Below are 24,832 nucleotides of genomic sequence, written 5' to 3' on the forward strand. Positions count from 1 at the left end.
AGAACTGCAGACGTATGCACACACCCTCCTGCTACAGAAATTCTGTGGCCGATCTAGTCCGAAGGAGGTGGGTTAGTGACGCATCAGTACGAACTCATGGTCATCCTCGATCCAGAAATCGACGAGCGCACCGTGGCACCGAGCCTCGACAAGTTCCTCAACGTCATCCGCAAAGATGGCGGCACAGTCGACAACGTCGACATCTGGGGTCGCCGTCGCTTGGCTTACGAGATCAACAAGAAGACCGAGGGCATCTACGCCGTCGTGAAGCTGACCGCTACGTCGGAGTCCACCGTGGAGCTCGACCGCCAGCTGAAGCTCTCAGAGGCCGTCATGCGCACGAAGGTCCTTCGTGCAGAAGAGGCCATCGCCCAGGTTGCCGCCGAGTCGAAGCGCAAAGAAGAGAAGGCTGCTCGCGCGGCTGCGAACCCGAAGGCGTCTGCGCCCAAGGTCCAGAGCTCTTCGACTGCCGCCTCTGCCCCGGCGAAGTCAGCACCTGTTGCTCCTGCTGCTCGCGCAGCGGCAAGTGTCAGTGCAGCTTCGAAGCCGGCAGCAGCCCCCGCGGCTCCTGCCGCAGCAGCTGAGTAGTCGATCATGGCTGGCGAAACCGTAATCACCGTCGTCGGTAACCTCACCGGCGATCCTGAACTGCGTTACACGCAGAACGGGCTGGCGGTTGCCAACTTCACCATCGCTTCCACTCCTCGCACGTTCGATCGTGCGTCGAACGACTGGAAAGATGGCGAAGCGCTGTTTCTTCGTGCAAGCGTGTGGCGTGAATTCGCCGAGCACGTGGCCGGTTCGCTGACGAAGGGTTCCCGTGTCGTTGCGACCGGGCGTCTGCGCCAGCGTTCCTACGAGACGAAAGAGGGCGAAAAGCGCACCTCGATCGAGCTCGAGGTCGACGAGATCGGCCCCAGCCTTCGTTACGCAACCGCCCAGGTCACTCGCGCTTCGTCTTCGGGTAATTCCGGTGGCGGCCGGAGCCAGGTCAGCAGCGGTGGCGACGAGCCGTGGGCAGCAAGTGCCCCCGCCTCGGCGAACTCCGGTGGCGGCGCTGATGTCTGGAACACTCCAGGCAGCTACAGCGACGAAACCCCCTTCTAAACTTCACCTTTTTCAGAAAGCAGAATAACCATGGCTGGAAAGAGCAGCGGCGATCGCCGCAAGCCGATCCGCAAGGGGAAAGACGGCAAGAATGCCGCCCCGGCAAAGTCGATCCGCGTCGGTGTCATCGACTACAAAGATGTCAACACCCTTCGCAAGTTCATCTCCGAGCGAGGAAAGATCCGTGCACGCCGCATCACCGGCGTCTCGGTCCAGGAACAGCGTCTCATCGCCCGCGCAGTAAAGAATGCCCGCGAGATGGCGTTGCTGCCCTACGCAGGCTCGGGCAGGTAGGAATCCACAATGTCAAAACTCATCCTCACCCACGAGGTCTCAGGCCTCGGTTCCGCCGGTGACGTCGTAGACGTCAAGAACGGGTTCGCTCGCAACTACCTGATTCCCCAGGGTTTTGCTGTGACCTGGAGCCGCGGCGGCGAGAAGCAGATCGAATCGATCAAGGCTGCTCGTGTTGCCCGCGAGCTCGCGACGATCGAAGAAGCGCAGCACCTCAAGCAGGTTCTCGAGGCCAACGTCGTCAAGCTGGCCATCAAGGCCGGCAAGGAAGGCCGTCTCTTCGGTTCGGTCAAGACCAGCGACATCGCCGACGCGGTAGCCGCCGCGGGCCACGGCTCGCTCGACAAGCGCAAGATCGAGATCACCAGTCCCATCAAGGCGACGGGCACGCACGAAGCGCAGGTGCGACTTCGCGACGACCTGAGCGCAACGATCACCATCCAGGTGGTTGCTGCCAAGTAGCAGTACCTCGAAGGGGGGCCGTAGCCGATCGTGTATCGGTACGGTCCCCCTTTGTTGTGCCGATTGTCAAGCCCTTTGTGCACAGGTCTTCGGCGATTCCCTAACATTCAAGCGAGGGTATAGACATCCGTTTATGCACAGGGTGTTGAGAAGATGAATGCCTGATCAGAAGCCTTTTAGTAGGAAATATCGGCCTGGAGTGCACAGGCGATTCCACAAGTTCTACACAAGCAGCGCGGCGTTTCGTCGTTTTTATCAACAGAGTTATGCACAGGCGCATTTGGCAACAGTGCTGAGAGCTTTCTAGTCTTAGGCAGCTTGCTCACCGTGCGCCTGTCGTGCAGTGTCGGGGGTCGACGGTAAGCATGTGAGAGAAGCGAAGAGGAGCACGGGTGTCGATTGCACATCTCGGTCTGACCAGTGACCAGCGTTCGGGCTCAGAGACCCGTGGGCATGAGCGCACCCCTCCGCACGACCTCCTCGCTGAACAGAGTGCGCTCGGCGGAATGCTGCTCAGCAAAGACGCTGTCGCCGATGTCGTTGAGGTGGTGCGCGGGGCGGACTTCTACATTCCGAAGCATGAACTCGTCTTCGATGCGATCCTCAATCTCTATTCGCACGGCGAGCCGACCGACGTCATTGCTGTCACCGATGAGCTCACCAAGTCAGGAGAGCTGGTGCGCGCCGGGGGCGCGGAGTACCTCCACACTCTCACCAGCCTCGTCCCGACGGCCGCCAACGCCGGTTACTACGCATCGATCGTCGCCGAGAAGGCAATTCTGCGGCGACTGGTCGAGGCGGGTACGCGCATCGTGCAGATGGGATACGCGAGTGAGGGCGAGGTCATGGACCTCGTCAACAACGCCCAGGCCGAGATCTATGCCGTCAACGGCAACACAGAGACCGAGGACTACGTTCCGCTGACGACCGCGGTGAATGCGGCCATCGATGAGATCGAAGCGGCCAAGGGTCGCGAGGGCCAGATGACGGGGGTACCGACGGGCTTCGAAGAACTCGACCAACTGACCAACGGCCTGCACCCCGGCCAGCTCATCATTGTGGCGGCGCGTCCCGCACTGGGTAAGTCGACGCTCGCCCTCGACTTCGCCCGGGCCGCATCGATCAAACATGACATGCCATCGATCTTCTTCTCGCTCGAAATGGGCCGCAGTGAGATCGCCATGAGGCTCCTGTCCGCCGAGTCGTCGATTCCCCTGCAGAGTATGCGTAAGGGAACCGTGGAGAACCACGACTGGACCAAGATCGCCGCAACACGCGGCCGTATCAACGACGCTCCGCTCTACATCGACGACAGCCCCAACATGACCCTGGTCGAGATTCGCGCGAAGTGCCGCCGGCTCAAGCAACGGGTGGGGCTGAAGATGGTCATCATCGACTACCTGCAACTGATGACCTCCGGCAAACGTGTCGAGTCCCGGCAGCAGGAGGTCAGCGAGTTCTCACGAGCGCTGAAGCTCATGGCGAAAGAACTGCAGGTTCCCGTCATCGCCCTGTCGCAGCTCAACAGAGGTCCGGAACAGCGCGCAGACAAGAAGCCCGCACTCTCTGATCTCCGTGAGAGTGGCTCGCTCGAGCAGGACGCGGACATGGTCATCCTGCTGCATCGCGAGAGCGCCTACGAGAAAGACAACCCCCGCGCCGGCGAAGCCGACCTCATTGTCGCGAAGCACCGGAACGGGCCGACCGCCACCGTCACCGTCGGCTTCCACGGCCACTTCTCGCGCTTCGCAGACATGCCGCGCAACTGAGCGGCCGACACCGGCCGCTCCCATGAAGGCTCCAGTGTGCACCGATACAATGGGGGGTCAGCACCGAGCGAAATGAGGCAGCTGCACCGTGAGTCATCAGCCCGCCATCGTGGAAGGTCGGTCACCCTACTGGGGTGTGCCTGTCGCCCGTGCCGTACCGGCATTCGTGGTGGGGCTGTACTTGGCTTTCAACCTGAATCACTCCTCGCAGGTCGGGCTCTTCGTGTTCGGCGCGTTCGCCGTCACGTCGGCACTGCTCGTCAGCCTCCTCTCACTGCGAGTCATGGCGCCCGGCGTGATCCGACGACTCTTCGTGACGCAGGCGATCGTGGGCCTGGCCATGGGTGCTGCGGCCCTGGTCTTCAACAGCGGCGGCGTTCCCTTCTTTCTGTACATCGTCACCCTGTACGCATCGCTGACGGGCTTTCTCGAGCTCTACAGCGGGCTGCGCAGCAGAACGGCGCAGTCCGAGTCTGAGCGACTCTCGGCACGCGACTGGATCGCGGTGGGCAGCTTCACGGCCATCCTGGCACTGGTGTTCCTGCTTCTGCCTCTGGACATCGTCACCGCTGTCGGACTGTTCGGTGGCTACGCCGTCATCCTCGGCATCTTTCTGGTCATCGGCGGGCTCTCGCTCCGTTGGGGACACGAACCATCGAACCTCACTCGACTGAATCAAGAGACGACACCGTGACCGAGCAGTCCTCCACGCCAGACACCAATGGAACCCCTGACGCCGGCCTGACGGCGAAGGGTCCGTCGGGTTTCGGTAAACCGACCCGCAGAGAGATATTGAAGCCGGCAGAGTTGCTCGTCATCTCGGCGGTAATGGGGCTCTTCGTCGGCCTGACCGTGCTGCTGTCGACCCGCCAGCCTATCCTCGCCATCATCTTCTTCGGCATCGCCTTCATCGTGGCGCTCATCGTGACGGCCATGTTCACGCTGACGTTCAAGCCCAACGCGGCCGAGGCGCAGGAACTGGCTGACGGTGGCGACAAGGGCACCCGCAGAGACACCCCGCGAAGCCTGGAGCACTGACGGGGGCATTGACTGGGGCCCTGACGCGCCACCAGCCGGCTGACCCCTTGGGCACACCGAGTCACGCCCGGGCTGCTCAGCCCAGGTAGTCGACCAGGCCGCCCGCCAGGCCGGTGTACGTGCTCGGGCTCAACTGCACGAGTCGGGCTTTCGCCTCGTCCCCGATATCAAGACCAGTGACGAAGTCGACGAGATCCGCCTGGCCGATCTTCTTGCCTCGCGTGAGCTCCTTGAGAAGTGCGTACGGGTCGACGATCGAACTGCGCCCGGCCGTGATCTCAGCGCGCACAACGGTCTGGATGGCTTCACCGAGTACTTCCCAGTTGTCGTCGAGGTCGTCGTCGAGGAGCTTCCTGTTGAGAGAGATCTGGCCGAGGCCCGCCACGATGTTGTCGAGGGCGAGCAACGAGTGGCCGAGTGCCACGCCGATGTTCCGCTGGGTGCTCGAATCCGTCAGGTCCCGCTGGAGGCGTGACGTCACCAGTGTCTGGCTGAGCGAGTCGAGTAGGGCGCTGGAGAGTTCGAGGTTGGCCTCGGCATTCTCGAATTTTATGGGGTTGATCTTGTGCGGCATCGTCGACGAACCCGTTGCACCAACGACAGGGATCTGCGTGAAGTAGCCGAGCGAGATGTAGGTCCACACGTCGGTGCAGAGATTGTGAAGCACACGGTTTACATGTGCCACACGCGAATACAGTTCGGCCTGCCAGTCGTGCGATTCGATCTGGGTCGTCAGGGGGTTCCAGGTCAGGCCGAGGCTCGTGACGAACTCCTCTGAGATGCGGGGCCAGTCCTTTGTGTTGTCGGCTGCCAGGTGTGCTGCGAAGGTGCCGGTGGCTCCGCTGAACTTGGCGAGGTACTCACCCTGCGAGACCTGCTTCTCAAGACGCTCGAGGCGGTAGACGAAGACCGCGAGTTCCTTGCCCATCGTCGTGGGGGTTGCCGGCTGGCCGTGGGTGCGCGCAAGCATGGCGTCGTCGCGGTACGAGTATGCTGCCGCGCGGAGTTCGGCGACGACCCGGCGGAGGGCGGGCATCCATACCTCGGTGACGGCTTCGCGAATGGTTATCGCGTAGGAGAGGTTGTTGACGTCTTCACTGGTGCAGGCGAAGTGGGTGAGTTCAGCGATCTCGGTGAGCCCGAGCGCGGCCAGTCGATTGCGCACGAGGTATTCGACAGCCTTCACATCGTGTTTGGTTGTCGCCTCCAGCACGGCAAGCTCGTCGATCTCGGCCTGGCCGAATGACGACGCGAACCGGCGGAGTTCGCGCACCTGGTCTTCAGTCATCCGTTCGGTTCCGAAGAATTCATGGTCGGTGAGATAGATGAGCCACTCGACCTCGACGTGCACCCTCGCACGGTTGAGACCGGCTTCGGAGAGAAACTCGCCCAGGCCGCTGACCGCAGCGCGGTAGCGGCCGTCGAGGGGGCTGAGTGGCTGGAGGGGAAGGGCCATGGGGTGTCTAGACTTTCGAGTCGGTGTCGGTGTACAGGGCTGTGAAACTGGCTGGCGTGTGACGCAGCGCCGGCTCGAGCTGGGCGAAGAGAGCGATGCACGCGCGCGTGATGATCTGCAGCACTTCGTCGAAGAGCGCGTCTGTGGAGTAGTAGGGGTCCGGAACGTCGATGAGGGGCCCGGAGTCCGGGTCGAAGCTCGACAGGAGCCTGATCTTGGACCGGTCGGAATCGGTCGTCGCCCACGCGCGCACAACCCGTTCGTGGCTTCGGTCGAGCACGATCACCAGGTCGAGATCGTCGAACCAGCCTGGGTCGAACTGGCGCGCCCGGTGATCGGCACCGTCGTAGCCGCTCTTCTCGAGGGAGCTGACCGTGCGTGGGTCTGCCTTCTCGCCGACGTGCCATTCTCCGGTGCCGGCCGAAGAGACGGCGATCCTGTCGGCCAGGCCTGCGTCGAATGCGAGCCTGCGCAGCACGACCTCCGCCATCGGAGAGCGACAGATGTTTCCCGTGCACACCATGCAGACGCGGAACACGCCGCTCGCATCAGTGGGGCGGTCGGCAGGCATGATTCCATTGTCGTTCATCGTGACCGCACCCGGTGCGCAGCTGCGACCCCGTGCGCGGCGCTCACCCGCGTCGACCGGTCAGCGGCTGCGTGCGAACGGCTTGAGGATGGCACCGATGATTGCGCTGAGGATCGCGAGAACGAGAGCGCCCAGCACTGCCCACCAGAAACCATCGACGATGAGGCCGAAACCGAACCAGCTCGTCACCCAACTCGCAAGCAGCAGGATGATCGCATTCACGATCAGCGAGATCAGGCCCAGCGTCAGAATGTAGAGCGGGAATGCCACAATGCGGATCAACGTACCGATGATGCCGTTGACGATGCCGAAGATGAGAGCGATGAAGAGGAGGGAGATCACCCAGGCGAAGGCGCCGGAGGCATAGGGCCGCAGGTGGATACCGCCGTAGACGATCAGGGTTGTCAGCCAGAGGGCTATAGCGTTGGCAATCAGAGACACGATGAATCGGCGCATGCGACTACTATCCCAGTAAACTCGCCCGCGCGACATCTCTTCCGGGCATGGCACGGAGGTTCTGGCCGAGGTTCGCCGCCGTGTCCGGCGCCGAAGAAGCGAGGATGCGCACGACGGCCTGCCTGATGTCGTCTGCCGTGGCGGCATTCGGGTCGAGCGATTCGCCGAGGCCAGCAGATTCGATCGACGAAGCACCCGCGAACTGGTCGGTCGAGAAGGGCAGTACGAGCATCGGCACGCCGGCCGTGGCTGCCTCGGTGACCGAGTTGTTGCCGCCGTGCGTGACCGCCAGTGCCGAGTGCTCCAGAAGCCGGACCTGCGGCAGGAAGTCGCGCACCAGCCAGGAGGCCGGCAGTTCGCCGAGCGTAGCGCGGTCGGCGGACCCCACGGCGAGGGCGACTCTGACGGGAAGGGTTCGCAGGGCATCCGCAACTCGCCTCAGCACGTCGCTGCGCACCGACAGGAAGCTGCCGAAGCTGACGTAGACCACCGGCACTGCACTCGAGGCGAGCCACGCCTGGACGTCATCCTCGAGGGGCTCCGAGCGAACGGAGGAGCCCAGAAAGGCGTGTGGCGGCAGCAGGGCGGTGCGTTCCGCTGTGTGCAGGGCTTCTGGATAGTTGAAGAGCAGCAGTTCGCCGTGCTCCGCGAACGCATCCACCGACGGTTCGGCGCCGGGGCGCAGTTCGGCGAGGGCGCTGTTCCACTGGGCGGTGAAGTCGTCGCGAATGTGCTCGCAGAGACTTCGGAGACCCGCGAGCTCGACGCTGTCGGGTGTGAAGACATCGGGCCAGGACGGCGGGTACCCATACACTTCGTCGCCGACAGGAAGGGCGGTCGGATGCCCGAGCACGACGTCGCCATACGGAATCCGTGCAGCTGCGAGCCCCAGCCTGGCGCCGAAGGCAAGATGGTCGACGATGATCTGGTCGGGTTGCACCTGTTCGACGACGGCCTGCACGGCCCTGGCGGTCCCGACGGGGTTCCAGAGAAGGTCACTGCTGCGCGCATTGGCCTGGAAGCGCAGGGTCTCCACGAGCGAGACGCGCGTGGCCTCGAAGAATCCGCGGAGGGCTTCGTCTTCACCCTTCGGTTGGTCTTCGGCCCTGATGACACCGGGGTTGGAACCGCGCCCCAGTTGGAGGTTGACGCGCGAGAAACCGAAACTCTCCACGATCGACGCAGTGGCGGGGCCCGTGGCGACGACCACGTCCTCGCCGGCGTCGCGCCAGGCCGTTGCCAGCGTGGCGAGCGGTAGGAGGTGTGAGGCGTAGTCCGGGCTGATGACGAGGAGCGTCACAGGGCGAACTCGGAGTGCAGCGGGCGGAGCGACCGTTCGGCGACTCCGGTGTAGACGCCCGTGAGCGCGTGTGCCATGGCGTCCACCGTGAAACTGCCGGAGATCAGCTGCTGGGCTTCGTTGATCCGGGCAGCGTCGGCTGCGCTCTCTGCGGTCGCCCCAGCGTCATCGAGCCGGGGTACCGACGGCCGGGCATCCGGATCGGGCACGTGCGCGAGAGCGAACGCCTCATGCATTCCGAGGCGGATGCCCGTGGCCGACTTGGTGTCGACGAGTACTCCGGTCACCCCCCGGTGCACATAGGTCGCCGGCCCGCCGCCATCGGGCGCCAGGACCACGAGCCCGGCGGCGAGGGCCTCGAGCAGGGCGATTCCGAATTCCTCTTTGAGGCTGCCGCAGACATAGACGCCGTGGGCTCCGATGAGGCCGGGACGGCCGAGCCGCACGGCCGCGAGCCACCGCGCGACGACGTCGTTGGGCTGGTGCCCGGCGAGTACGAGACCGTCGCGGGCCTCGGGGTGGGCGTCGAGCGTTGCCGCGATGCGGTCGAGCTGACCCTGTTCGTCTGTCGAGGGATGGGCCAGGTCACCGCCGACGATGACGAGATTGCTCTGTGCGCGAAGCTGCGGGTCACTCGCCCAGGCCTCGACGATGGTCGCCATGCCTTTGACGTGGTGCAGCCGGCCGACGCTCAGGGCGATCGGCAGCCCGTGACGGCGCGGGGGAAGGGCCGCGATGAGGTCGTCGAGCTGGGTGAACGCGGCCCCCGCCCCGGTGTTCCGGGCCTCAGAGAGGGCTGACTCGATGACCGAGACGTCGATGCCCTCTGGTACGACCGTGTAGCGCTCGGGATCGGCCTGGATGTCGACTCCGAGAAGCTCGCTCAAGGCGACGGGAAGGTCAGGCCGGGGGAAGAGCACGATGTGAGCGGCCTGGAGGGACAGGCGCTGCACCAGTCGGGTTCTGAACCAGTAGTGCTCGTGCTCATCGACATCGCCGAAGGAGGCACGTGTCAGTGCCCCGGACATGTCGAGGGCGTGGATGACGCCATGCGGATCGGGGGCAAGAGTGAAGACGACCGGGATGCCGAGACGTTCGGCGACGGTGGCCGCCGCCATACTCCCGACATCGGCCATACGCAGGTGCAGCACGTCGACCGGCCCGAGAGCCAGCAGGGCGCGACGGATGCCTCGCTCCGCTGCGATGCGGGTCGGCCAGGCGGTCGCCGACGATGTCGGCGGTGCGAGCAGCGGAATCGGAACCAAGAGGTGTTGGCCGGCGGGGTTCTGGTTGTCTGAGCTGGGGAGGAGGGCCGCGTTCTCGGCGGCGAGATCGTGACTGACTCCGGGAAGGGCCGCCAGGGCGGCGGCGGCGGATCCCCGCGACATGGTGATGACGCGGCCGATGGCTTCTTCTCTGGCGAGCGAATCTCCGAGTCTCACCAGAAGGGTCGCGATGCCTCCGTTGTCGCCGGCACCTGCCCGGGTGAGACCGCGATCGATGTCCGCGTGCAGGAACAGCTGGGCCACCGTGAGCCCCTGGCGCGGACGTCCTCCGAGGTCGGCGAGCCCGAACGACGGCCTTCGCCCTGTCATCCGGGGCCTGAGGGGCGGGTTCAGTGACAGTTCGATGTCGTAGGCAGCGAGGCGTGCGACGTCTCCGAGCTCACCCGATGTCTCGGCGAACTCCTGGACCACCCGCAGGGCCGCATTCTCGCTGTTTCGGTCTCCCAGCGCGGCCATGGCTGCGACACGGACCACCAGGTGCTCGGTGTCGTCTGCCGCAAGAAAAGCCAGCGCCCGGCCCGCCACGCGACCCGGGATGAGCCCCAGGGTCTCTGCAAGGCGGGCCCTGGCACCTGGCTCGGACTCAGAGGCGAGCGAACCCTCGATGGCGAGGGCGATGTGATCGGGGGTGGAGGTGGCCCATTGCTGGAGCGTGCGCTGCGAAAGCGCGCCGGTGAACCCTCCGGAGATGATGCCCGCCACCAGCCTGGAGATGGCGTCGAGTCGCGGGAGCCTGCTCCAGAAGGCCCAGGCGGCGTGTTCACGAAGGAATGCATGTTCGCTCGAGAGCAGGTTCGACAGGGCTATCTCGGCTTCATCGTCGTAGATCCGCGCGAGGGCGTGCACTGCCGTGATCGCGGCGAGAGCATCGGAACCATCGGAGATGATCTCGACCAGTGACGCGATCGAGGCGTCCCCGAACCGGTCGGCCGAGGCCGCGAACTCGTCGGCGTACCGCATCGCATCGAGCAGGAAGGGTGTCTCATGCAACTTCAACAGTGCCGAATCGATGGTCATGGCTGGGGCGACTCTCAAATCTGATGGCTGGGCTCGGTGAAACACTCCCACGCTAGTGGGAGTCAGCTGTGCACAGGCTGGTCATTCGCAGGGCTTGACATTCCGGGCCACCAACAGGGCCTGCGTGCGGGCAATCAAATACACTGTCAGGATGAGCGCCCCCGATGTTCCCGCGGTGAGACTGCGCCCTGAAATCGTCGCCCTCCCGGCATACCGCCAGGGAAAGACGGTCGAGGGTGGGTTCAAACTCTCTTCCAATGAGAATCCCTTCGACCCGCTTCCCGGGGTGCTGCAGGCCACGCAGGCGGCGACGGCCGTGATGCACCGGTACCCCAACGGGTTCGCTCCCGAGCTCTCGGCTCGACTGGCTGCGCGGCACGGTGTTCCCCTCGAGCAGGTCATCGTCGGGGCAGGTTCTGTGGCGGTGCTCGCCCAGCTTGTCACGGCTGCCGCAGGTGCTGGCGACGAGGTGGTGTACTCCTGGCGCTCGTTCGAGGCGTACCCGCTGCTGCCGGCGATGAGCGGTGCAACGAGTGTCAAGGTTCCCAACCGACCCGATCACTCGCACGACCTGTCTGCCATGGCAGACGCCATCACCACGCGCACGAGGCTCGTGATCGTCTGTACGCCGAACAATCCGACGAGCACCATCGTCACCAAGGGCGAATTCGCGGCCTTCATGGCACGGGTGCCTTCCGACCTCCTCGTAGTGCTCGACGAGGCCTACGCCGAGTTCGTCACCGATCCAGAAGCCGTCAACGGCATGGACCTGCTGGGCATCTACCCGAACCTCCTCGTGCTTCGCACATTCTCGAAGGCATACGGGCTCGCGGGCCTCCGCATCGGATACGGAATCGGCCCCACAGCGGTGATCGACGCGGCCCGGAGTGCGAGCATCCCCCTGGCCGTGACCCACCATGCCCAGGTTGCAGCGATCGCCTCGCTCGACCACGAAACAGAACTCCTGGAGCGCGTCGCGCACATCTCCGCCCTGCGAAGCACGATCTGGCAGGGGCTCATTGCCCAGGGCTGGCAGGTGCCAGAACCCCAGGGCAACTTCGTCTGGCTGGACACGGGCGACTACACGGCCGAGGCCGCCGAAATCCTGACCAGCAATGGAATCATGGCGAGGCCATTCCACCCGGAGGGAATCCGGATCTCGATCGGTGAGTCCGAGTCTGTAGGTAAACTCCTTTCTTCAACCGAAGAGATTGTTCAGAACCTCTCAAAGCGGCGCGCAGCGGAGCCGATACGTTAGAGGCCGGCCCACACACAGAAGTACGAGGTAACCAGGTGGCAGAAGATTCGCCGACGGTGCAGTTTCTTACGATCGACGGTGAATTCGCCCCGAGCGCTGCGGCCGAACCGTACCTTCCGTACCTGGAATCGCTGGGCGAGGACGACTATCGCCAGTTCTATCGGGACATGGCGATCACCCGCCGGTTCGACGAGGAGTGCACCAACCTGCAGCGCCAGGGGCAGATGGGCCTCTGGCCCCCGAGTCACGGCCAGGAGGCCGCACAAGTGGGTTCTGCCCGCGCCTCGCGCCCCCAGGACGTTCTCTTCCCTAGCTATCGCGAACACGGGGTCGCCCTGGTCCGGGGTATCGACATCGTCGACATCGTGAAGGTGATGCGTGGGGTGAGCCTGGGCGGCTGGGACCCCAACGACCCCGCCAACGGCAACTTTCGCAACTACACCCTCGTGATCGGCTCGCAGACTCTGCACGCCACAGGCTACGCAATGGGCGTGGCCTTCGACGGCCTGGTCGGCACCGGCGACACCTCTGTCGACACCGCGGTGATGACCTATTTCGGCGATGGTTCGACGAGCCAGGGAGATGTCAGTGAGGCATTCGTCTTCGCCGCCAGCAACCAGACGCCACAGGTCTTCTTCCTGCAGAACAACCAGTGGGCCATCTCGGTGCCGGTCTCCACGCAGTCACGGATTCCGCTCTATCTGCGCTCGAGGGGATTCGGTGTACCCAGCGTGCAGATCGACGGAAACGACGTACTCGCGAGCTTCGCAGCGACGCGCAAGCACCTCGACGACGCCCGCTCCGGCCTCGGCCCCTCGCTCATCGAGGCGGTCACCTATCGCATCGGCGCGCACACGACCAGCGACGACCCCACCCGGTACCAGACGCCAGAGCAACTGGCGTACTGGGTCGCGAGGGATCCGATCATCCGGTTCGCCTCGTACCTGCGTTCACGCGGCGCCGACGACGCGTTCTTCTCCGAGGTCGGTGCAGAGGCCGACGATTTTGCGGCAGACCTCAGGCACCGCACCCTCGAGCTCGGCCCGCCCTCGCTCGCGAGCATCTTCGACACGGTGTACTCCGAACCGCACCCGGTGCCGGCGGAGCAGAAGGCCTGGCTCGAAGCCTACGAATCCTCGCTGAACGAAGGTGCCTGATGCCCGCAACACTCGAAGAGATGCCCATGGCGAAGGCCCTGAACGCCGGCCTGCGTGCGGCCCTGGCTGCGGATGATCGTGTGCTTCTCATGGGCGAGGACATCGGTACTCTCGGCGGGGTGTTCCGCGTCACTGAGGGCTTGCAGGCCGAATTCGGCGCCAAACGTGTGCTCGACACGCCCCTCGCAGAATCAGGGATCATCGGCACGGCGGTCGGACTCGCAATGCGCGGGTATCGGCCTGTCTGCGAGATCCAGTTCGACGGGTTCATCTTCCCCGGGTTCGACCAGATCACGACGCAGTTGGCAAAGATGACGAACCGCACCAGCGGCTCAGTGGCGATGCCGGTCGTCATCCGTGTGCCCTACGGCGGGCACATCGGTGCCGTGGAACATCACCAGGAGAGCCCGGAAGCCTACTTCGCTCACACGGCCGGGCTCCGGGTCGTCAGCCCGAGTACTCCGAACGATGCGTACTGGATGATCCAGGAGGCGATCGCCTCGAACGACCCCGTGCTCTTCTTCGAACCGAAGAGCAGATACTGGCCCAAGGGCCCCGTCGACTTCACCTCCAGCGCTGCGAAGCTCCACGCCAGCCGTGTCGTTCGTGTCGGCACCGACGTGACGGTCGTCGGGCACGGAGCCATGGTCTCCGTGCTGCTCCAGGCGGCACAGGTGGCGGGAGACGAGGGCATCAGCGTCGAGGTCATCGACCTCCGGTCGCTCAGCCCGATCGACTACGCGCCGATTCTCGCTTCCGTCGAGAAGACCGGCCGGCTCGTCGTCTGCCAGGAGGCCCCCGGCAACGTGAGCGTCGGTTCGGAGATCGCAGCGACGGTCGCCGAGAGGGCGTTCTACTCGCTCGAAGCTCCCGTGCTGCGGGTTTCGGGGTTCGACACTCCGTACCCTTCATCGAAGGTCGAAGGGCTCTATCTGCCCGACGCCGACAGGGTGCTCGAAGCGGTCGATCGCGCACTGGCATTCTGATGACGTCGTCAGATGACTGCAAGAATCACAAGGAGCTGACATGAGTGAATCCCTGTTTCATCTGCCCGACGTCGGTGAGGGCCTGACCGAGGCCGAAATCGTGTCGTGGCGCGTGAAACCGGGCGACACCATCGAGATCAACCAGGTGATCGTCGAGATCGAGACGGCGAAGTCGCTCGTAGAGCTGCCGTCACCGTACGAGGGTGTCGTGCGTGAACTGCTGGTGCTCGAGGGCACCACCGTCGAGGTTGGCGCGCCGATCATCCGTGTCTTCGGCACTGATGCTGGGTCGGTGGGGCCAGCAGCAGGTGCTCCGGAAGTTTCGGCCACTGTGGCACCGGTCCCAGCGTCGGCCGTCGATGCCGATGTTGCACAATCAGTCTCAGACGCCGCATCGACGGTGTCGAACGACGAGGCGCCAGGTGCTGTGCTGGTGGGGTACGGCACGAAAGGTCACGTTTCGAGCAGGCGCCGGCCGCGCGGGGTGAGTGGTGCGGGCAATGCTGTGGGAGGTGGTGCCCCTGTCGGCGGGAGTCCGGCATCGACCGGGCCCCGGCCACCTGCGACGGCCGGGGCCGCTTCGCCCGCGCCCTCCGCAGCCGCGGCTTCAGCGACGGCGGCCACCCCGGTCGCGACGAGGCCGGTCGGTCACTCCTCGCCCGCAATCACCGGGCTGCCGGTCATTGCGAAGCCGCCGATCCGCAAGCTGGCCAAGGATCTCGATGTCATCCTGACCGAGGTGACGCCGACGGGCCCGATCGGCGACATCACGCGCGACGACGTGATTCGCCACGCCTCGCAGGCGAAGGTGTTCCACAACATCGAGACTCCACAGTGGGCAGACGAACGCGAGGAGCGTATTCCCGTCAAGGGAGTGCGCAAGCACATTGCGAAGTCCATGGTGGCGAGCGCGTTCACCGCGCCGCACGTCAGCCTGTTCGTCGACGTCGATGCGACGCGCACCATGGAGTTCGTGAAGCGGTTGAAGACGTCGGCCGACTTCGCCGGAGTCAAGGTCTCGCCGCTGCTCATCATCGCCAAGGCGATCATCTGGGCTGTGCGTCGCAACCCGATGGTGAATTCGGCGTGGACCGACAAAGAGATCATCGTTCGCAACTACGTGAACCTGGGGGTCGCCGCGGCCACGCCACGCGGACTGCTGGTACCGAATGTCAAAGAGGCCCAGTCGATGACGCTGCTCCAGCTCGCTGGTGCGCTCGAGAGTCTCACACTAACGGCACGCGAGGGGCGGACCAGCCCTGCCGACATGGCTGACGGCACCATCACCATCACGAACATCGGTGTGTTCGGTATGGACACCGGCACGCCGATCCTGAACCCCGGGGAGGTGGCGATCATCGCCCTCGGAACCATCAAGCAGCGGCCGTGGGTCGTCGACGGCGAAGTGCGCCCCCGGTTCGTGACGACCCTCGGGGCGAGTTTCGACCACCGAGTGGTCGACGGAGACGTGGCGAGCAGGTTCCTGGCCGATGTGGCAGCGATCGTGGAGGAGCCGGCGCTCCTGCTCGACTGAGGTGGAGCTGAGAGTGACGGGTTGACCGATCCGTTGGCTGGCACTCGTGTGCAGTGGTGCACCGCGATCGGCTTGTTGCTTTTGACAATCATTATCAATAAGCCGTACGATCGATGACGGATGCACTGTTCGGTGCGTCCGCCTCTCTCCTTAGATTGCCTCATCATGAGCCGCACCCGTTCTGATCCGCGCTCTTCGGCGCCCCTGCTGCGCCTGGTAGGGGTGCTCGCTGCAGCTGCATCGGTCGCTCTCCTCTCCGGGTGCGCCAGCAGTGCGGCAGCGCCCACTGGCTCCGGCGCGGTGGCGGGCGGCAGTTCGACGATCTCCATCGTCGCGTCGACAGATGTCTACGGTGACATCGCCGCCCAGATCGGCGGCGCTGCCGTCACGGTGACGTCGATCATCACCGACCCGTCGAAAGACCCGCACGAGTTCACCGCCGACGCGCAGAACCAGCTCGCGGTCTCCAAGGCCGACATCGTCGTCGAGAACGGCGGTGGCTACGACGACTTTCTCGATGCCATGGTGGCCAGCGCCAGGAATCCCGACGTGGTGGTGCTGAACGCGGCGGCCATCTCGGGCAAAGACCAACAGCCCGCGAACGGGTCGTTCAACGAGCACCTCTGGTACGACATTCCGACCATCTCGAAGCTCGCCGATGAGCTGGTCGTCCGGATGACCGCCCTTGCGCCGGCCGATTCCGCCACGTTCTCGGCGAACGCCACGGAGTTCAGCCAGAAGCTCGCCGCCCTCGAAGCAACGGAGGTGCAGCTGAAGGGCAGCTATGCCGGCACCCTTGTCGCCATCACTGAGCCGGTGCCGTTGTACATGCTCGACGCGATCGGCCTGGTGAATGTCACGCCAGAGAAGTTCAGCGCGGCAGTCGAGGGTGGCACGGATGCTGCACCCGACGTCGTCGCCGAAACCGAGGCTCTCTTCACGACGGGCGGCGTGAAGTTGTTCGTCTACAACTCGCAGACCGTCGGCCCGCAGACCGATGCGGTGCGGGCATCTGCCATCGCAGCCGGGGCATCGACGGTGCCCGTCACCGAAACGCTGCCAGTCGGCTCGACGTACGCCGGGTGGATGGCCGATACCCTTGCTGCCCTCTCAACGGCGCTTGCCAGGTAGGGGGTCGTCGATGCCGTTGGAGGGTGGGGAAGGGATGCGCGACTGGTCAGCCGGGCATCCGGTAGTACTGAGCCTGCACAATGCCGGGCTGACTTTCGGGGGTCGCACACTGTGGAGCGGTCTCGACCTCGACGTGAGGGCCGGGGAGTTCATCGCGGTGATCGGTTCGAACGGTTCCGGTAAGACGAGCCTGCTCAAGGTCATTCTCGGCCAACAGCGCCTCAGCGAGGGTGAAGCATCGTTCCTGGGTGAACCGATTCGTCGCGGCGACCGTCAGATCGGCTATGTGCCGCAGCAGCGACTGGCCGATGACGGCACGCCGCTCCGGGCGAGGGACCTGGTTGCCCTGGGTCTCACTGGGCATCGCTACGGTCTGCCGCTGCCCTCGCGGCGGCGCCGTGAGGCCGTCGACGCGATTCTGGCGTCGGTCGGTGCTTCTTCGTATGCGAACGTGCCGGTATCCACCCTGTCGGGCGGCGAGCAGCAACGCCTGAGGATCGGCCAGTCGCTGGCGGGCGACCCGCGCCTGTTGCTCTGCGATGAGCCACTTCTCTCGCTCGACCTGAAGTACCAGCGAGCGGTGAGTGAGCTCATCGACACGCAGCGCCGGGAGCGGAACCTCGGTGTTCTCTTCGTGACGCACGACATCAATCCCGTGCTCGACATGGTCGACCGCGTTCTGTACCTGGCCGGGGGTGCCTTCCGGATCGGGACCCCCGACGAGGTGCTGCGCTCGTCGGTGCTCTCGGAGCTCTACGGATCGCCCGTGGACGTGTTCCGCTCGCACGGCCGGGTCGTTGTGGTGGGCACACCCGACGGAGCGCACAGCCACGACGGCGGAGACCTGTCCCACCACAGCAACGAGCACGCCCGAGGCGCCAGCCACGCCCGGGGCACCGACCAGACCCAGTCGGGACAGTACCCGGCTGTCGGCGGAGCGGGCGACTCTTCCGCACAAGGCGAGAGCCCGTTCGGAGTGCGATCATGAACGACTGGTGGTCTGCGATCTTCAACTTCAGCAACTACGGCGAGTTGCTGGTGCTCCTGCAGAATTCCCTGATCGCGGGTGCAGTGCTGGGGGTGGTCGGCGGGTTGATCGGGGTCTTCGTCATGTCACGGGACATGGCCTTCGCTGTGCACGGCATCAGCGAGCTCTCGTTCGCCGGGGCGTCTGCGGGGCTTCTCTTCGGGGTGGGCGTCGTCGAGGGTTCGATCGTCGGTTCGCTGGTGGCTGCGGCACTGATCGGCGTGCTCGGGGCGCGGGCGCGGGATCGCAATTCGATCATCGCCGTCTTGATGCCGTTCGGTCTTGGCCTCGGCATTCTGTGCCTGGCCCTGTACCCGGGGAGGTCTGCCAACAAGTTCGGCCTGCTCACCGGCCAGATCGTCGCGGTCGACGACCCGCGACTGAATTCGCTGGTCGCTATCTCCATCGTGGTTGTAGCCGGATTGATGGTGGTCTGGCGCCCGCTCACGTTCGCGAGTATCGATCCGGAGGTGGCCGCTGCCCGGGGAGTGCCCACGCGTTTTCTGTCCCTGTATTTCATGTTGCTCCTGGGTCTTGCGGTGGCTGTCTCGGTTCAGATCGTGGGTTCCTTGCTCGTTCTCTCCATTCTGGTGACACCGGCAGCTGCAGCGCTGAGGGTGTCGTCGTCGCCGATCGTTGTGCCGCTGCTGAGCACGGTCTTCGCGGTGTTCTCGCTGGTTGGCGGCATCATGCTTGCTCTGGGGGGTTCGCTGCCGATCAGCCCCTACGTGACGACGCTCTCCTTTCTCATCTATGTCGTGTGCAGGATCGTCGCCGCGGTCAGGGCGCGACGAGGCAATACTGGGCGCTCCACCGATCTGGTGACAGCGCGAAGCTAACATTGTGCACAATTGGGCCTTCCCGCAGGCCTGTGAGGGGAGAGGCCGATCCATGCAACGGAACACCTGGCAACGAGAAGCTGTGCGCAGTGCTCTCGGTTCGCAGACGGGTTTCGTGAGCGCGCAGAACCTGCACTCGAGCCTGAAGAGCGCAGGTTCGCACATCGGGCTCGCTACGGTCTACCGTGCCCTGAGTGACCTCGCCAGCGAGGGTGAGGCCGATTCGTTGCAGTCCCCGGAGGGCGAGAGTCTGTATCGCGCCTGCTCGGTCGGGCATCACCACCACCTGATCTGCCGCAGTTGCGGCCTCACGATAGAAATCGAAGCAGACGCTGTGGAGGCCTGGGCGAAGAAGATCGCGTCTCATCACGGATTCAGCCAGGCAGAGCATGTGGTGGATGTGTTCGGGTACTGCTCGACTTGCGCAGCTGAGCCCCTTCACGTAGGCTTGGACGCTGGTTGAGTGGTATCTCCGCTCACATGTACGCCATCTCCCCCTAGTGCACCCTTTCCGGGAACTTCTGCGGGGTTCGGGCGTGCCGACAAGAGAACTTGGGTAGAGCATCCGCTCTACGGTAATTGGAGGAAAGTCATGGCCGCAGTGTGCCAGGTGACTGGAGCCGTTCCCGGCTTCGGGCACAACATTTCGCACTCGCACCGACGCACCAAGCGTCGTTTCGACCCGAATGTACAGAAGAAGACCTACTACGTTCCGTCGCTCCGGCGCAACGTGAACCTGACCCTTTCTGCCAAGGGCATCAAGGTCATTGATGCTCGCGGTATCGAATCCGTTGTGAAAGACCTGTTGTCGCGTGGGGTGAAGATCTAATGGCTAAAGCACAAGATGTCCGTCCGATCATCAAGCTCCGTTCGACCGCCGGTACCGGGTACACCTATGTGACCCGCAAGAACCGCCGCAACGACCCCGACCGCCTCGTGCTGAAGAAGTACGACCCGGTCATCCGCAAGCACGTCGACTTTAGAGAGGAGCGGTAACACATGGCTAAGACAAGCAAGATCGCAAAGAACGAGCAGCGCAAGGTCATCGTGGCCCGCTACGCAACCAAGCGCCTCGAGCTGAAGAAGGCTCTCGTCGACGTCAACGGCACGGACGAGTCACGCGAGGCAGCTCGCGTCGGCCTCCAGAAGCTTCCTCGTGACGCGTCGCCGGTCCGCGTTCGCAACCGTGACGCTGTCGACGGCCGCCCTCGCGGTCACCTCAGCAACTTCGGCATCTCGCGCGTTCGCTTCCGTGAAATGGCGCACCGCGGCGAATTGCCGGGCATCACGAAGTCAAGCTGGTAGGTTACCCTCGCAGAGTTCGCCGCGACCCTCGTGGGCCGCGGCTCTCTGCAGCCGGTGTGCGAGCGGCCCCTCGGGGTTGCCTACACCACCGGTTGGCTTTGCGCACTGCCTAGAGAAACACTGTGCGCTGGGTGATAATTGCTCACGCAACCGATACAACAGAATTGCTGCCTTCCGCAGCAGGATGGTCCGAGGAGGACACTAAATGGCTGATAAGTCACTCAACAAGACCGAGCTCGTCGCAGCAGTCGCCGCCGCTTCGGGCCAGACTCAGACCTCCGTTAACGAGGTTCTCGACTCACTGTTCGCGACCCTCGCCGACTCGGTGTCGAACGGCGTCAAGGTCACCATTCCCGGGTGGATCGCCGTTGAGCGCACGTCGCGCGCAGCTCGCACCGGTCGCAACCCCCAGACGGGTGAGGCAATTCAGATCGCCGCAGGCAACTCGGTCAAGATCAGCGCTGGCAGCAAGCTGAAGGCCGCCGTCAAGTAATTTCGATTTCCTTTCGAACCACTCGTGAACGAGGGGTCAGGCTTAGGCCTGGCTCCTCGTTTTTCGTGGGTACCGAGCATCCCCTGGCCTGCACGATGCCTGTGCACACATCGCTCAGCCACGAAGTTCTGCACAGGCCTGCCTCACCCGGCGGGCTTCACAGGCGCGCTGTCGTAGGGTTGACAGGTGCCGAAAGTCGTTCGAATAGCCGGGCCGGCAGTGCTCGTCGTTGTGGCTTTCGTCGTGCTCGTTCTCGGTCTCGAATACGGAGGCGGTGCAACCGCGCAGCTGCTCGAAGACCCGGGGCCGCTCGTCCGCTTCGGGTTGCCCATGGCAACCCTGCTCGTGAACCTCAGCGCCTCCCTCACCATCGGTGCACTCCTTCTCGCGGTCTTTGCGCTGCGTTCGTCCAAGCCCGAATTCACGCGGGCCATGGATGTCGCGGCAGCCGGTGCCGCACTCCTCACGGTTTCTGCCGCCCTCACCGGGTTTCTGAGCTTTCTCAATGTGACCTCGGCGTCAGCCAGTATCGATTCGAAGTTCGGCCAGATTCTCGGGCAGTTCCTCATCTCTGTTCCGCTCGGCCAGGCGTGGCTCGAAACCACCCTCATCGCGGCCGCCGTCACGGTACTCTGCTTTGCCGTCCGCAATCTCACGGCGCTCGTCTTCGTCGGGCTACTCGCCGTCGTGGCGCTGGTACCGATGGCCCAGCAGGGGCATGCGGCCGGGGCAGACGGCCACGACGCAGCGATCACCGCCCTGTTCCTGCACCTGGTCTTCTCGGCTGTGTGGCTCGGAGGGCTGCTCACGCTGGCCCTTCTGTCGAAGCAGCTTGACAATGCCAGGCTGGTCGACGTCGTCTCGCGCTACTCCAGCGTCGCGCTCGTGTGTTTCGTCGTGGTGGCGGCGTCCGGCTACGTGAGCGCCGAACTGCGTGTTGGTTCTCTCGACCGGCTGCTCACGCCCTACGGCATCCTCGTGGTGGTGAAGGTCGTTGCGCTCGTCGTTCTGGGCCTGATCGGTGCGCTGTACCGACGACTTCTCATCCGTCGCTTGTCTGCCTCCCAGGGTCGCGCTGCCTTCTGGCAGATCGTGATCGCCGAGCTGGTGTTCATGGGCGTCGCATCCGGTGTTGCAGTGGCACTCGCCCGCACTGCCACGCCGATCCCCGAGACGGTACCGACAACGCTCACACCGGCCCAGATCCTCACGGGTGAGCCCCTTCCCCCTGAACTCTCTGCGGGCACGGCGCTCGGCCAGTGGAACTTCGACCTGCTCTGGGTGCTTGTCTGCGCATTCGGCATCTTCTTCTACCTCGCCGGAGTCTGGCGCCTGCGTCGCCGCGGCGACAGCTGGCCCGTTCATCGCACGGTGTTCTGGGTGCTCGGCATGCTGCTGTTGTTGTTTGTCACGAACGGTTTCATGAACGTGTACGAGAAGTATCTCTTCAGCGTGCACATGCTCGGCCATATGATCCTGGCGATGATGATTCCCATCTTCCTGGTCTCCGCTGGCCCCGTCACGCTGGCACTTCGAGCTATTCACAAACGCACCGATGAAACCCGTGGAGCACGGGAATGGATCCTGCTGGCGGTGCACTCGAGATTCGGCACCTTCGTCTCGAATCCGATCGTCGCGGCGATACTGTTCGCGACCAGTCTGCTCACCTTCTACTACACGCCACTCTTCCGCTGGGCCACCGTCGACCACATCGGCCACGAGTGGATGATCGTGCACTTCCTGATCGTGGGGTACCTCTTCGCCCAGGCGCTCATCGGCGTCGACCCCGTACCGTACCGCCTCCCGTACCCATTCCGACTCCTGCTGCTTCTGGCCACCATGGCGTTCCACGCCTTCTTCGGGCTCACGCTCATGACGGGCTCAGGCCTGTTGCTGGCCGATTGGTACGGATCGATGGGTCGCACCTGGGGCGCCAGTGCGATCGTCGACCAACAGACCGGTGGCGGCATTGCGTGGAGCATCGGCGAGATCCCCACCATCATCCTGGCCATTGTGGTGGCCATCCAGTGGGGTCGGAGCGATACGAAAGAGACGAAGCGGCTCGATCGCACAGCAGACCGTACGAACGACGCCGAATTGAACGACTACAACGCCATGCTCGAACGACTGGGCAGGTCCCGGTGAACAGGCCAGCCTCCTGTGCCAGCTGCACCCGCGGAGACGAGTCACCGGGACGACCCGAATGAGCGGGCCCACCTTGTCGGCCGAACAGCAGCGCGTCTACGAACTCATCGAGGGAACGAAGAAGCACGTCTTCGTGACCGGTCGGGCAGGCACCGGCAAGTCGACGCTTCTCAACCACCTGTCGTGGAATACCGAGAAGCAGTTGGTGATCTCTGCCCCGACCGGCGTCGCGGCCCTGAATGTGGGTGGCCAGACCATCCATTCGCTGCTTCGCCTGCCGATCGGCGTGATCGCCGACCATGACATCGAGCAGAGTGGCGATGTGCGCAAGGTGCTCAACACGATCGACACCCTGGTGATCGACGAGGTGTCGATGGTCAATGCCGATCTCATGGATGCCATCGACCGCAGCCTCAGGCAGGCCAGGCAACGCCCACTGGAATCGTTCGGTGGCGTGCAGGTCGTGCTCTTCGGCGACCCATACCAACTCGCTCCCGTCCCCGGCGATTCAGACGAGCGCGCATACTTCGCCGACCACTATCCGTCGATGTGGTTCTTCGACGCGAAGGTGTGGGCCGAAGCTCCCCTGACCATCGTCGAACTCACCGAGATCCACCGCCAGCACGATGACGACTTCAAGTTCATGCTCAATGCGGTTCGCCACGGCATGGTGACGAAAGAGATCGCGGATGCCCTGAACGGCGCGGGCGCACGAACGCCGCCCGCCGACGGAACCATCACGCTGGCCACCCGCAACGACTCGGTGAACCGAATCAATGCCGCTGCGCTCAAGAGACTTTCCGGTGCCGTCAAGACCGCGAAGGCCGAGATCTCGGGAGACTTCGGCGGCCGCGCCTACCCGGCAGAAGAGAGCCTCGAGCTCAAGACAGGCGCGCAGGTCATGTTCCTGCGCAATGACGCCGACCAGCGCTGGGTGAACGGCACTGTCGGCACTGTCACGAAGATCGCGGGTTCGGTCTGGGTCGAAGTCGACGGCGAAGTCCACGAGGTGGAGCCCGTGAGCTGGGAGAAGTTCAAGTACTCGTATTCACCCGCGAACAAGCAACTCACCAAGGACGTGGTCGGTGAGTTCACCCAGTTCCCTCTTCGCCTGGCCTGGGCGGTCACCATCCACAAGTCGCAGGGCAAGTCGTACGACTCTGCGATCGTCGACCTGGGCACCAGGGTCTTCAGTTCCGGGCAGACCTATGTCGCCCTGAGCCGTCTCACTTCGCTCGAGGGACTCTACCTGACCAGGCCGCTTCGGCCCGCCGACATCATCGTGGATCGGGACGTGCAGCGATTCATGCACCGCCCACCGCCGGCGGGAACACATTCCTGAGAACAGGACCCGTCACTGCTCGCCCGAATCACTGCGCGCCTCAGCCAGCGCCCGCCTGAGCCAGCGCCCGCTTGAGTAAGTGCTCGCTTGAGTCAGCGCAGTGCGGCGAGGATCGCCTCAGCGAGCTCGGCCGGCCGCGAGAACTGCGGCCAGTGGCCCGTGGGAAGGTCGACGACAGTCACGTCTCTCACCCGGGCGAGCTCCGCGAAGTACGGGTGACCGGCGTGCATCGCTTCGCGCAGGTCCGTTGAGGAGAACGTGGAGGTGATCACGGTCGCGGGAACATCGAGACGGCGCTGGTCGTCACTGAGCACCACCAGGTCAGAAGTGACTGCTGCCGGCTCGGGTACAGCGCGAGTGCGGAACTCGTTGAGCATCTCGGGAGTGAGTTCAGCGAGTTCGTCAGCATCGAAGAAGTCCCAGGGCGGGAGTGGGCACTCCCCATCGACCGCGGGAATGTTCGGATTGATCGCCGAACCGTCGGCCAGCGGACCGGAGTCGACGTAGATGTCGCGTGCCACAAGCGAGGGTCTGCGGTCGGTTGCCGCATAGATCAGCGGCCCACCACCGCTGTGCCCGACCAGCACGATGTCGGTATCGCCGATCTCATCTTCGCTGGCATCGGCGATGCTGTCGATCTCATCGGTGATGGCACGAACGTGGTCGTCGAAACTCACGTGGCCGCGTGGCTCGTCGTCAGACTCGAGACCGGGCAGGGTCAGCGCGTGCACCGTGTGCCCGGCCTGCGTGAGCTTGTCGGTGATCGGTTTCCACGACCAGTCGCCCAGCCAGAATCCGGGAACGAGAACAATGTTCATAGCATCGAGGGTACGTGTCCCTC

General features: G+C 64.2%; 26 protein-coding genes and 1 pseudogene. 21 read left to right on the plus strand and 6 right to left on the minus strand.

The features are described 5' to 3' along the window. Positions 1-96: 96 nt before the first annotated feature. From rpsF to JOE66_RS00170, 7 genes and pseudogenes are all read left to right on the plus strand, one after another. Positions 97-426, plus strand: a pseudogene (rpsF, locus tag JOE66_RS00140) (30S ribosomal protein S6); the annotation flags it as partial. A gap of 168 nt (positions 427-594) precedes the next feature. Next, a complete protein-coding gene (locus tag JOE66_RS00145) occupies positions 595-1,107 on the plus strand; it encodes a single-stranded DNA-binding protein (protein ID WP_205106158.1) in 513 nt (170 codons plus the stop codon). Positions 1,108-1,137: 30 nt separating this feature from the next. Continuing rightward, the gene (gene rpsR, locus JOE66_RS00150; protein ID WP_104245567.1) at positions 1,138-1,401 is read left to right on the plus strand and encodes a 30S ribosomal protein S18; all 264 of its coding nucleotides are present in this window, start codon (positions 1,138-1,140) and stop codon (positions 1,399-1,401) included. A 9-nt stretch (positions 1,402-1,410) separates the two neighbouring features. After that, positions 1,411-1,863, plus strand: a complete 453-nt coding sequence (gene rplI / locus JOE66_RS00155) for a 50S ribosomal protein L9 (protein WP_205106159.1) — start codon at positions 1,411-1,413, stop codon at positions 1,861-1,863. Between the two features lie 392 nt (positions 1,864-2,255). Then, on the plus strand, positions 2,256-3,632 hold the full coding sequence (gene dnaB, locus JOE66_RS00160; RefSeq protein ID WP_205106160.1) for a replicative DNA helicase: 1,377 nt from the start codon (positions 2,256-2,258) through the stop codon (positions 3,630-3,632). A gap of 88 nt (positions 3,633-3,720) precedes the next feature. Further along, positions 3,721-4,326 carry a hypothetical protein gene (locus tag JOE66_RS00165; RefSeq protein WP_205106161.1) on the plus strand — a complete coding sequence of 202 codons (606 nt, stop codon included), beginning with the start codon at positions 3,721-3,723 and terminating at the stop codon, positions 4,324-4,326. Further along, the gene (locus tag JOE66_RS00170) at positions 4,323-4,670 is read left to right on the plus strand and encodes a hypothetical protein (RefSeq protein ID WP_205106162.1); all 348 of its coding nucleotides are present in this window, start codon (positions 4,323-4,325) and stop codon (positions 4,668-4,670) included. The genes JOE66_RS00165 and JOE66_RS00170 overlap by 4 nt, the downstream gene beginning before the upstream one ends. A 76-nt stretch (positions 4,671-4,746) precedes the next feature. Here JOE66_RS00170 and purB read toward each other — a convergent pair whose 3' ends face one another. The 5 genes from purB to JOE66_RS00195 form a co-directional block, all read right to left on the minus strand. After that, the gene (purB, locus tag JOE66_RS00175) at positions 4,747-6,126 is read right to left on the minus strand and encodes an adenylosuccinate lyase (RefSeq protein ID WP_205106163.1); all 1,380 of its coding nucleotides are present in this window, start codon (positions 6,124-6,126) and stop codon (positions 4,747-4,749) included. A gap of 7 nt (positions 6,127-6,133) precedes the next feature. After that, complete coding sequence (locus tag JOE66_RS00180) at positions 6,134-6,697, minus strand: low molecular weight protein-tyrosine-phosphatase (protein WP_205106164.1); 564 nt, start codon at positions 6,695-6,697, stop codon at positions 6,134-6,136. Positions 6,698-6,775: 78 nt separating this feature from the next. Further along, positions 6,776-7,171 carry a phage holin family protein gene (locus JOE66_RS00185; RefSeq protein ID WP_205106165.1) on the minus strand — a complete coding sequence of 132 codons (396 nt, stop codon included), beginning with the start codon at positions 7,169-7,171 and terminating at the stop codon, positions 6,776-6,778. Between the two features lie 7 nt (positions 7,172-7,178). Next, complete coding sequence (locus JOE66_RS00190) at positions 7,179-8,471, minus strand: glycosyltransferase (protein ID WP_205106166.1); 1,293 nt, start codon at positions 8,469-8,471, stop codon at positions 7,179-7,181. Then, positions 8,468-10,774 carry a glycosyltransferase gene (locus JOE66_RS00195; RefSeq protein WP_205106167.1) on the minus strand — a complete coding sequence of 769 codons (2,307 nt, stop codon included), beginning with the start codon at positions 10,772-10,774 and terminating at the stop codon, positions 8,468-8,470. The genes JOE66_RS00190 and JOE66_RS00195 overlap by 4 nt, the downstream gene beginning before the upstream one ends. 151 nt (positions 10,775-10,925) lie before the next feature. Here JOE66_RS00195 and JOE66_RS00200 point away from each other — a divergent pair, with 151 nt between their 5' ends. The 14 genes from JOE66_RS00200 (at position 10,926) to JOE66_RS00265 (ending at position 23,991) form a co-directional block, all read left to right on the plus strand. Continuing rightward, a complete protein-coding gene (locus tag JOE66_RS00200; RefSeq protein WP_205106168.1) occupies positions 10,926-12,032 on the plus strand; it encodes a histidinol-phosphate transaminase in 1,107 nt (368 codons plus the stop codon). 35 nt (positions 12,033-12,067) lie between these two features. Further along, positions 12,068-13,189 (plus strand): thiamine pyrophosphate-dependent dehydrogenase E1 component subunit alpha, encoded by a 1,122-nt coding sequence (locus JOE66_RS00205; RefSeq protein WP_205106169.1) that lies wholly within the window; start codon positions 12,068-12,070, stop codon positions 13,187-13,189. After that, positions 13,189-14,175, plus strand: a complete 987-nt coding sequence (locus JOE66_RS00210; protein WP_239518160.1) for an alpha-ketoacid dehydrogenase subunit beta — start codon at positions 13,189-13,191, stop codon at positions 14,173-14,175. The genes JOE66_RS00205 and JOE66_RS00210 overlap by 1 nt, the downstream gene beginning before the upstream one ends. A gap of 40 nt (positions 14,176-14,215) precedes the next feature. Then, complete coding sequence (locus JOE66_RS00215; RefSeq protein ID WP_205106170.1) at positions 14,216-15,709, plus strand: dihydrolipoamide acetyltransferase family protein; 1,494 nt, start codon at positions 14,216-14,218, stop codon at positions 15,707-15,709. 165 nt (positions 15,710-15,874) lie between these two features. Then, positions 15,875-16,840 carry a metal ABC transporter solute-binding protein, Zn/Mn family gene (locus tag JOE66_RS00220; RefSeq protein WP_205106171.1) on the plus strand — a complete coding sequence of 322 codons (966 nt, stop codon included), beginning with the start codon at positions 15,875-15,877 and terminating at the stop codon, positions 16,838-16,840. Between the two features lie 34 nt (positions 16,841-16,874). Beyond that, complete coding sequence (locus JOE66_RS00225) at positions 16,875-17,828, plus strand: metal ABC transporter ATP-binding protein (protein WP_205106172.1); 954 nt, start codon at positions 16,875-16,877, stop codon at positions 17,826-17,828. After that, a complete protein-coding gene (locus JOE66_RS00230) occupies positions 17,825-18,706 on the plus strand; it encodes a metal ABC transporter permease (protein ID WP_205106173.1) in 882 nt (293 codons plus the stop codon). Before JOE66_RS00225 ends, JOE66_RS00230 begins: the two co-directional genes overlap by 4 nt. Positions 18,707-18,758: 52 nt before the next feature. Then, positions 18,759-19,169 (plus strand): Fur family transcriptional regulator, encoded by a 411-nt coding sequence (locus tag JOE66_RS00235; RefSeq protein ID WP_205106174.1) that lies wholly within the window; start codon positions 18,759-18,761, stop codon positions 19,167-19,169. A 129-nt stretch (positions 19,170-19,298) separates the two neighbouring features. Further along, the gene (gene rpmB, locus JOE66_RS00240; protein WP_205106175.1) at positions 19,299-19,535 is read left to right on the plus strand and encodes a 50S ribosomal protein L28; all 237 of its coding nucleotides are present in this window, start codon (positions 19,299-19,301) and stop codon (positions 19,533-19,535) included. Next, a complete protein-coding gene (rpmG, locus tag JOE66_RS00245; protein WP_136640251.1) occupies positions 19,535-19,702 on the plus strand; it encodes a 50S ribosomal protein L33 in 168 nt (55 codons plus the stop codon). Before rpmB ends, rpmG begins: the two co-directional genes overlap by 1 nt. A gap of 3 nt (positions 19,703-19,705) precedes the next feature. Further along, a complete protein-coding gene (rpsN, locus tag JOE66_RS00250) occupies positions 19,706-20,011 on the plus strand; it encodes a 30S ribosomal protein S14 (RefSeq protein WP_205106176.1) in 306 nt (101 codons plus the stop codon). Between the two features lie 205 nt (positions 20,012-20,216). Continuing rightward, positions 20,217-20,504, plus strand: coding sequence for an HU family DNA-binding protein (locus JOE66_RS00255; protein WP_205106177.1), 288 nt, complete (start codon positions 20,217-20,219; stop codon positions 20,502-20,504). 186 nt (positions 20,505-20,690) lie between these two features. Then, on the plus strand, positions 20,691-22,649 hold the full coding sequence (locus JOE66_RS00260) for a bifunctional copper resistance protein CopD/cytochrome c oxidase assembly protein (protein ID WP_205106178.1): 1,959 nt from the start codon (positions 20,691-20,693) through the stop codon (positions 22,647-22,649). 58 nt (positions 22,650-22,707) lie between these two features. Further along, the gene (locus JOE66_RS00265; protein ID WP_205106179.1) at positions 22,708-23,991 is read left to right on the plus strand and encodes an ATP-dependent DNA helicase; all 1,284 of its coding nucleotides are present in this window, start codon (positions 22,708-22,710) and stop codon (positions 23,989-23,991) included. A gap of 92 nt (positions 23,992-24,083) precedes the next feature. Here the strand turns inward: JOE66_RS00265 and JOE66_RS00270 are convergent, their stop codons facing one another. Continuing rightward, positions 24,084-24,809, minus strand: coding sequence for an alpha/beta fold hydrolase (locus tag JOE66_RS00270; protein ID WP_205106180.1), 726 nt, complete (start codon positions 24,807-24,809; stop codon positions 24,084-24,086). Between the last annotated feature and the right edge of the window lie 23 nt (positions 24,810-24,832).

Source organism: Subtercola frigoramans, from assembly GCF_016907385.1.
Classification (GTDB): Bacteria; Actinomycetota; Actinomycetes; order Actinomycetales; family Microbacteriaceae; genus Subtercola; species Subtercola frigoramans.